Annotated in this window: 4 protein-coding genes and 2 pseudogenes; 1 reads left to right on the top strand and 5 read right to left on the bottom strand. The window is 45.4% G+C overall.

All coding sequences use genetic code 11. The features are described from left to right. The 5 genes and pseudogenes from AAFP11_RS28750 to AAFP11_RS28730 form a co-directional block, all read right to left on the bottom strand. Positions 1-2,804 (bottom strand): PAS domain S-box protein (locus tag AAFP11_RS28750; protein WP_341740095.1); only part of this gene is annotated, 2,804 nt, incomplete at its 3' end. A gap of 202 nt (positions 2,805-3,006) precedes the next feature. Next, the gene (locus tag AAFP11_RS28745) at positions 3,007-5,763 is read right to left on the bottom strand and encodes an NHL repeat-containing protein (RefSeq protein ID WP_341740094.1); all 2,757 of its coding nucleotides are present in this window, start codon (positions 5,761-5,763) and stop codon (positions 3,007-3,009) included. A 293-nt stretch (positions 5,764-6,056) separates the two neighbouring features. Then, positions 6,057-6,755: an ABC transporter ATP-binding protein gene (locus tag AAFP11_RS28740; protein ID WP_341740093.1), complete on the bottom strand. Its 699-nt coding sequence runs from the start codon at positions 6,753-6,755 to the stop codon at positions 6,057-6,059. Continuing rightward, positions 6,752-7,024 (bottom strand): hypothetical protein, encoded by a 273-nt coding sequence (locus AAFP11_RS28735; protein WP_341740092.1) that lies wholly within the window; start codon positions 7,022-7,024, stop codon positions 6,752-6,754. The genes AAFP11_RS28740 and AAFP11_RS28735 overlap by 4 nt, the downstream gene beginning before the upstream one ends. 141 nt (positions 7,025-7,165) lie before the next feature. Beyond that, positions 7,166-8,303, bottom strand: a pseudogene (locus tag AAFP11_RS28730) (transposase). A gap of 792 nt (positions 8,304-9,095) precedes the next feature. Here AAFP11_RS28730 and AAFP11_RS28725 point away from each other — a divergent pair. Next, a pseudogene (locus tag AAFP11_RS28725) lies at positions 9,096-9,221 on the top strand (photosystem II D2 protein (photosystem q(a) protein)); the annotation flags it as partial.

Below are 9,221 nucleotides of genomic sequence, written 5' to 3'. Positions count from 1 at the left end.
TTAACTCGACTCGCTAAACTTGCCACTGTTACCACCAACTCCACAGGATCGATCGGCTTCGGCAGATGAATTTGAAAACCCAGCCTTAGCGCCCGCACCCGTTCTTCCACCCTACCATAGGCGGTCAAAGCCACCGCTGGAACTTCCGTTGCACCACACATGGTTCGGACTTGCCCAATCAAATCTTTTCCGTGTGCCATCGGCATTGCTAAATCGCTGACGAATACATCCGGCGATCGCCTTTTAATCGCCTCTAGAGCCTCCCATGCCGAGACAGCCGTCTCCACCTCGGCCCCGCATTCTTCGAGCACCATTCGCGCAAAATCCAAGGAATCCTCGTCATTATCGGCCACCAACACCAACACGCCAGAAAGATTGATCTTAAAAGAACACTCATTTCCAGGTGCGATCGACCTTTTTTCTCGAATCACCAACTCCCGTGCCCCAGCCACAGAAAATTCACCCTCGCCCTGTTGCATCGGCAACTTCACTACAAATTTCGCTCCTTTTCCCTTCCCGGCAGATTCCGCTTGCACTGTCCCCCCGTGCATTTCCACCACATGGCGGACGATCGCCAACCCCATCCCCAATCCGTTGTAAGATCGAGTCGCAGAGGTGTCCGCTTGACTGAAGCGATCGAAAACATGGGGCAGATAGTCCCCACTAATCCCCTCTCCGGTATCGCTTACCTCAATTTCCACCCTAGCTGAGGACAATTTGCCCCCAGATGCTAACTGAGAAGAAATAGCACCCTCCACCTGTCGCACCACCACCTTCACCTGTCCTTGAGGAGGAGTAAACTTAATCGCATTGGAGAGCAAATTCCACACCACCTGCTGCAAGCGCCCCGAATCTCCAAATATCCGCACCGAAGTCTGGTCAAATTCCGTGACAATTTGAATATTTTTTGCTCTGGCCGCAGTTGCCAAAGTTTCAATGGCCGCCTCAACATTTGCCAGCACATCCACCCACCGCAAATTCAGCGATAGTTGACCGGTAATAATCTGCGATACGTCCAACAAATCCTCGATTAGTGTTCCCAAAGACCTCGTATTGCGATCGATGGTTTCCAAAGCTCTCACCGTAGTATTTTCATCAAACTTGCGATAACGTAGCAGTTGCGTCCATCCCAGCATCGCATTTAACGGTGTCCGCAATTCGTGGGACAAAGTTGCGAGAAACTCATCTTTAATTCGGTTCAGGATCGCTAATTCTTCCGCTCGTTCCTGAAGTTCTTTTTCTAATCGTTTGCGCTCGCTCAAATCGAGAATGAAAGCAACAGATTCTTCCCGTTTTTCACCCAACAAAATATACCCCACCAACACGGGAATCCGGCTACCATCTAAGCGCACATATTCCTTTTCGTAAGGAGTGCAAACCCCCGCGGCTTTTGCCTCTGCTATGCCGATCGCATCCAAGGGTAGATACTCCACAGGTGTTATATCAATCCACCGCAGTTCCCCACGTTGCAAATGTTCCCGACTGTAGCCAACCATCCGCAAAAATTCGTCGTTAGCCTCGTTAATAGTACCGTCAACATTACCGAACAGAATTCCCATCAAGTTAGCTTCTGCCAAACACCTCAGTTTTTCCTCGCTAGCTTGGAGTGCTGCTTCTGCTTGTTTGCGGGCGCTAATGTCTTGAAAATAAGCAGACAAACCCGAATCCGACGGATAAAATCGCACGTTAAACCACTTATTTACAGATACATTAAATGCTTCGTATTCGATTGTTACTTTTTCTGACATGGCTTGGTCAGCCATTTTGTAACTTTCTAAATCCCCTAGATGAGAAACTACATCGAGCATACTTTTTCCGATCAACTCAGCTTGAGACTTGCCTAAAATCTCCTCAGCTTTCCGGTTGACATAGGTGTAATTCCAGTCGCAATCCACAGCAAAAAAAGCGTCGGTAATACTTTCGAGAATATTACTAATTCCATCCTTGGCTTCTTGTAGAGCTTTGGCAGTTTCTTCTGCTTGCAATCGGGCTGCTTGTTCCCGTTCAAAGGCGACGGCGCGTTCTTGTTCTGCTAGTTTGCGATCGCTAATATCAATGCAAGAACCAATGTAACCGGCAAAAGTGCGATCGGGCCTGTATCGCGGTAAGCCCGTACCCAAAATCCAACAGTAATCGCCATCATAGCGCCTTAGACGAAATTCCATCCGAAACTCACTTCGCGCGTCAAAAGCATTCCCATAAGTATCTAAACAATACTGCAAATCCTCCGGGTGTACCGATTTTTTCCAGCCCCAGTCCATGACGGAGGCCAAAGTTGTGCCCGTAAAATCCAGCCAAACTTGGTTAAAGTAATTGCAAACTTTGTCAATACCAGACATCCAAATCATTACCGGTGCGGTATCGGCCATCATCCGAAACCGCTCTTCGCTTTCTTGGCGGTGTATTTCGGCTTGTTTGCGATCGAGTCTTTCTTGAACTTCCCGCAGTGCCCGCTGAATCGACGGTACAAGCCGCGTCAAACCCCGTTTGACTACATAATCTGTAGCCCCGTTTTTCAAAGTTTCGATCGCCAATTCCTCACCCAAAGTAGCCGATACAAAAATAAACGGCAATCCCGGACAAATACCACGGGCTATTTCCAGCGCATCTAGTCCATTAAACTCAGGCAGCATATAATCCGCCAAAATCAGGTCATAGCAATTATTTTCCAGTGCCCCCACAAAGTCTGCCCGTGTTTGCACGCACAACAGAGAAAAATCTAGGCCACCATCTAATAGATAGTCTTGGATCAATTCAGCATCCAAGCTAGAGTCTTCTAATAAGAGGATATTTAGCGTTTTCACCCTAACCTCCGGGAGTAATTCCATCTTGCCAAAATTCACAAGATTAACCGTTTTTGTTTATTAGATCTCATGAGAAAAATATCTGTCGCAAGATAGATATTTATGCTGTTTGCCAATTGAAAAACCAGATTTCTCGCATTTTCAGTCGAATATCGCCTCCCAAGCTGAGAAACCTGGTTTTTCAATCTTATCAAATTAGTTGCTAGGCGATCGACACAATACTACCTCGTTCATAAGGCAATCGATTCGTGGGCAAAACCTCAAGGCTGATTTGTAGCGAATCCAAAGCTGGATTTTCCGCTAGCACCTTTTTAGTCAATTTTTTATTCACCACTTCCCAAAAATCAGTTTCGTTGGGGTAACTAGCCAAGAAATTGTCGATGCTGCGATAAATCGGCACAAAGTCGGGATATTCAGCCGTAGCAATTCCTGGTTTGTACTGATACTTGACATCAATATTTAGGTTGTTTAAGCCCTGATGGTCGATCGAGTAATTGGCCAACTGGAAATCCCAAGCCTCCGATAATTTACCATCTTGAGTCCTAGTTACCGTACTGCTGCGGTCGTAGGGTAATCGGTTGGTCGGCAACACATCCAAATTCACTGTTACCGAGGAAAGTGATGGATTTTCCGCCAGCACTTTTTGCGTCACATTTTTGTTGACTACTTCCCAAAAATCCGTTTCATTGGGGTAGTTAACCAACTGATTATCAATACTCTTGTAAATCGGCACAAAATCGGGATACTGAAAATTTTGAATCCCATTTTGGTACTGGTAATTGACATCAATATTCAGGTTGTTCAGCCCTTGATGATTAATGGGGTAATTTGGGACTGTAAAATTCCACTTCTCGGTCAATTGAGCATCGGTAGGAAAGAATGCAATCCCCACGGGACGCTGTAGTTTACTATCGGGAGGAACAAAAATAGAATTGTTCCCAGAACCAAGATTCCCGGTAATGGGCAGAGGCTCACCTGTATTGCCATTGTAACGCAACACAGCCCCCGCATTATTAGCATTAGCGCGGTTGTCAAAGCCAACGGCAAACAAATTGCCACTAGGCGAAAATGCCAAACTACCTAAATAATTACTACTGGGCAATGTGTCAGTATAATTAGTAGATAAAACCTTGACTAATTCTCCCGTTTTTAAATTGTAACGCCGGATATCGTTAGCAAAATCACTCACATAAAGGTCGCCATCATTAGGTCCGATCGCCATTCCCAAAAGACTCACAAATCCCTGACTCCTAGGCGAAACATCCGGTGAACCAAAAATACTAAACTGCTTAGTTTCTAGGTTATAGCGAAGTACCTGACTCAGGAAATTACCGCTAAAATCTGCCTGACCATTTTTAGCCACACTCCCCTGAGTTGTCACGTACAAATTACCATCAGGATCGAATACCAAACCATTGGGACCATTCAATCCTCCCGCTTGCTGATTTCCCGTAGTAAATACATCAATAAACTGCCCAGTTTTGCCATTATAGCGGAGAATTTGGTCAGTCAAAAAACTGCTGACATAAAAATTACCATCAGGACCAAAAGCTAAACCATAAGGACGAGACAATCCACCAGTTTCATCAGTCGTAGTGTTGGGATTGTCGCCGACAAATCTGTCAATAAATGCACCCGTAATTCCGTCATAGCGCAATACAGCCGATGCTCCAATTTCTCCAGATTTGCCTGGTTTGTCACCGCTAGCAATGTAAATATCCGACTTGCCATCGCCGTTGCCATCGGGCCCAAAGATGACCGTATCTGGTCTGAACAAGCCACCACTTGCTGCTGGAATAAATTCGTCTACCAAATTCCCTGTTTTGCCATCAAAGCGGAGTACATTATTGCCCCTTGTATTACCCACAAGGAAAGTTCCTTGAGGATTAGTGGGTTGAGTGCGGGTAACTTTGCTGGTGCGGCTGTAGGGTATGTTTTGGCTGGGCAAAACGTTCAAATTGATATCGATCGCAGCTAGGGCAGGATTTTCGAGCAGGATATTTCGGGTCAATTTTTTATTGACAATTTCCCAAAAATCTGTCTCGTTTGGATAGTTGGTTAAAAACTTATCAATACCTTTGTAAATTGGCACAAAATCGGGATATTCTGCTTGGGTAATTCCAGACTTATACTGGTAATTTACATCCAGATTGAGCTTGTTTAAGCCTTGGTGATTAATTGCGTAGTTTTGCAAAGAAAAATCAAATTTTTCTTGGATTTGGCCCGAACGACTGCGGAAAACTGTGCTGGCGCGATCGTAGGGCAATCTGTCCGTTGGCAAAATTTCCAGTTGCAGGGTAACATTTGTGAGGGCTGGATTTTCATCTAGCACTTTTTTGCTCAAATTATTGTTAAGAATTTCCCAAGCATCTGTTTCATTCGGGTAGTTAACTAGGAAGTTATCAATGCTTTTGTAAATTGGCACAAAATCGGGATATTCTTGTTTGGTGATTCCCGGTTTTAGTTCGTAACCAACTTTGATATTTAAGGTGTTTAAACCTTGGTGGTCGATGGTATAACTTTTAAAGTTGAAAGCCCAGTTTTCTGAAGGGAATGGGGCAGCAGTTCTAGATGCAAACCGCTCTGGATTACTAGCTCGATCGCTAAGGGCAAAATCCATGCCTGTAAGTTCGTCTCGCTCAACTTGACCGGCGATATCTGGCGAGGATGGGAAGCTACCATCGAATTTGAGATTGTTGTTTCCTGTTTCTAGGGTTCCGAAATCGGTGAGTTGGTCAAAAAGGTCGATCGCACTATCAGTTGCGGCCACACCCATATTTGATGTTTGAGTCAAATCATAGTTGGTATCAAATAAAACATTGGTGTCGCCGCTTGCAAGGTTTTTTGTCGGATTAAGGCGATCGAACTTGCTACCAAATAAGTCGGGAATTTCCGCTGATAAAAGCGCTGTATTTCCCGGAATTGGGTTTTCTTCAAAAAGTTTTGGTGTATTCAACATAAGCTCTAATTCCACTCTCACCACACTAAATTAAACAGCAGTTACATCCTGATTCTGTAATAAAAGTGCTCAGTACAAATATCGCCTTGTGACGGCTTAAACTAAGGGCGATCTTTTGTTTCCAATCAGGCACAACATTAAACTGGATTTTCCTATAATAGCAACATAAGAGTCGATCGCGATCGACTATTTTACCCATGACAAATTGGTTGAAGTTTCCACAACCTCAACCAAATCCGCGATCGGGAGATACCGAACCAATCATCTAATTTAGAGGAATTATTCACCAACAGCTAAACATCTTGATTTTGCATCAAGCGCTGCTTTAAACGGGCTGGATCTCCGCGATCGACCACTTGGCCCTTTTCCAACAAAAAAGCCCCATCACAATAATTCAACTCATCCAAACGGTGAGTCACCCACAAAGCGGTAATTCCGCGATTTTTCACCAAACGCTGCACCGCCGCCACCAAATCCAACTGAGAATCAGGATCTAACAAAGCCGTCGGTTCATCTAATAATAGAATTTCACAGTGACGGGCGATCGCCCCAGCCAGAGCAATTCGCTGTTTCTGGCCACCACTCAAAGCATAAATCGGCCGTCGCTGCAACTCCAACAAATTCACAGCCTCCAAAGCCTCCGCCACCCTAGCCCGCACCTGAATATTAGACAACTGTTCCTCCACCAAGCCAAAAGCCACATCTGCACCGACTGTAGGCATCACCAGTTGGTGATCGGGGTTTTGGAAGACAAAACCCACCCTTCCACTCAGATCGATTTCCCCAAACTGGGGGTGCAGCAGCCCAGCCATCAGCCTCAGCAAGGTAGATTTGCCACTGCCGTTAGTACCCAAGAGCATCCAAAACTCGCCCTTGGGTACATCGAGAGAGCAACTTTGCAACACTCGATCGCCCGAAGGCCAGCAAAAACCCAAATCCCGCACCGCAACCGCCGGCTGAGTGCGATCGCCACCAACACCCCCAGCCCTCATTCTGCTACAGCCATCGAGACAAAGCCTGGGGATCTTCCAGTAGATGAAGCCCCCGATTTCTGAGAAATCACCACCCCAGAAATCTCGCTACTGAGCACAGCCACCTTTTTCTCAGGATTTTTCTCGCAGGTGAGTTCCAAAATTTGGGGTTGGGAGTTACGAATCGCCTCTACAACCTGCTGGTAAACAGCCTCAGCGTCCTCCGCGGACTTCCGCTGCACCGACAGCGAGACGGGGGTGTTCTTCACAATCATGTCAATGCTGAACATATAATTTTAAAACCTAAGTCTGGAACTCTACCCTCAGTATATATATTGACACTCCCCGGCGTGAACGCGCGAGGATTCTTAGATCCTAGACCGGACTTAAATCAAGAGCATTGCTACACCTGATCCAGAGATCCAATCTCCCTAAGCGTTTACTGTATCGAGTACAGAAGTTCCGACGTGCCCCGTCGTACCTATCCCGCGATTGAGGATATTAATTGCGGCATTATGATCCCTATCCATTTCACATCCACACTGACAAGTGTGGGTGCGAGTGGATAAAGATTTTTTAATGACTTCCCCACAATTACTACATTCTTGACTGGCGTATGCAGGATTTACCGCGATGGTAATCCGACCAAACACTTTCCCAAAATATTCTAAGAACACTCTGAATTGATACCAAGAAGCATCGCTAATCGATTTTGCTAAACAGTGGTTTTTAACCAGGTTAGACACTCTCAAATCTTCGTAAACTACTACGTCGTTTGACGTGATTACGCACCTTGCTAATTTGATAGCATGGTCTTTACGCTGTCTACTTATTTTGAGATGTCGCTTACCTAAAATCACTCTGGCTTTGTGGCGATTTGACCCACCTTTTACCTTCCGACTTACAAGACGCCCGGCCCGTTTTAACCGTGCTTCACCTCTACGCAGAAATCTAGGGTTAGGAACCATTTTACCATTTGAATCAGTGTAAAACTCTTTTAGCCCAACATCTAATCCAATCGTTTTGCCTGTCATTGGAACGGTTTCTAATCGGTCTACTTGAATACAGAACTGGGCATAGTACCCATCTGCTCGTTTGACCAACCGCACCCGCTTAATTTGGTCTGGCTGATAGAAATTTAGGTCACGAGTACCTTTTAACTTCAGCTTGCCAATCCCGCACTTGTCAGTAAAGGTGATTGATTTTCTATCGAATGAGAGTTTCCAAGAGTTAGTTTTATACTCAACAGAGCGACAGTCTTTCTGGAACTTAGGAAAACCAGCTCTCTTACCTTTAATGCCTTTTTTGACATTATCATAGAACCGAGAAATCGCCGCCCACGCTCTCTCCGCACTAGCTTGTCGAGCCATCGCACCTAACTTATTTGCACTCGTCAAATTCTTTTGCCCAAATCGCACAGTATTTAGAGAGATCGAACCAAGATTTAGCCCCACCATCCATCCACAGTCGGATCGATTTTTTGCGAATGAATTGACAAATTCTAATCGCTTCATCGATCGCCTTGAACTGGTCTGGTTTTGCGTAAGCTTTGAATTCGAGCATGAGCATTTTAACTTCCTCCTTTTTCTATGATATCATGGTTATCATAGGAATGGTTGAATTTACTTAAGAACATGGAAAAAGTCCCCCTAGAAGGGGCAGGAGGCTCTAACCCCAATTTTTCGCTAGAAGTCCCCAGAGCGGAAATGGGGAGGGGGAGATGGGGAGATGGGAGAGAAAATCCGAAAAAATCTTTAAGAAATACTTGCTCTTGTAAAGAATTACCCCTATAATCTTGATTACGGTAAAGAAAAGTAAAGTCTGTTCATAATCCATCTCATTTTCTGCTAAGCAGAGGCAAGACTTGGAAAATATAGAATAGAAACTTGTCCGTCGTAATTATATCTATTTGGAGATTTGCGTAGTCAGTAACTCAGGGAATCAACGCCACTGAGCTTGTAAGAGCAATCGAGCAAGCTGTACTGACCAGCCTCAGACTTTCGAGGTCTACGTTATTCGGGTCACGACACCCTGTGGATGCGAAGCTAGTCCCCTGCTCTGTCGCTAGTGGTTAAACAGTTCTAAAGTCACTGGAACAGTGCTGCTAGCCTAACAAGCCCTTATAACATTGGCGAAGCTAACATTACCCCGCAAGGGAGGCCCAACAAAGGCAACCATTATGCGTACAGGATTGTGAAGCTTGAAATGGTAATTGTCCCATTGAAAGTACATTACAAAAGTACACTCCCGTCAAACAATCCCAAGGCGGTAATGGAAAGGTTCACGGTGGTTAAAACCACCCGCGTTGTTTCCCTCTGAGGCCTAAAGCCTCTGAGTTTCCCACTTACCGGACTTTTTTTTATGACAATTGCAGTCGGACGCGCCCAGAACGAGCGAGGCATCTTTGATGTACTCGACGACTGGCTCAAACGCGATCGTTTCGTCTTCGTAGGCTGGTCTGGCATCCTGCTATTCCCCTGCGCCTAC

Source organism: Microcoleus sp. CAWBG640, from assembly GCF_020883015.1.
Taxonomy (GTDB): Bacteria; Cyanobacteriota; Cyanobacteriia; order Cyanobacteriales; family Microcoleaceae; genus Microcoleus; species Microcoleus anatoxicus.
This window is presented reverse-complemented; position numbering and strand designations above follow the sequence as displayed.

Bases quoted from the DNA above. Each gene is read 5' to 3' on its own strand.
- AAFP11_RS28740 (WP_341740093.1), bottom strand. From the start codon at position 6,755: ATGAGGGCTGGGGGTGTTGGTGGCGATCGCACTCAGCCGGCGGTTGCG.
- AAFP11_RS28745 (WP_341740094.1), bottom strand. From the start codon at position 5,763: ATGTTGAATACACCAAAACTTTTTGAAGAAAACCCAATTCCGGGAAAT.
- AAFP11_RS28735 (WP_341740092.1), bottom strand. From the start codon at position 7,024: ATGTTCAGCATTGACATGATTGTGAAGAACACCCCCGTCTCGCTGTCG.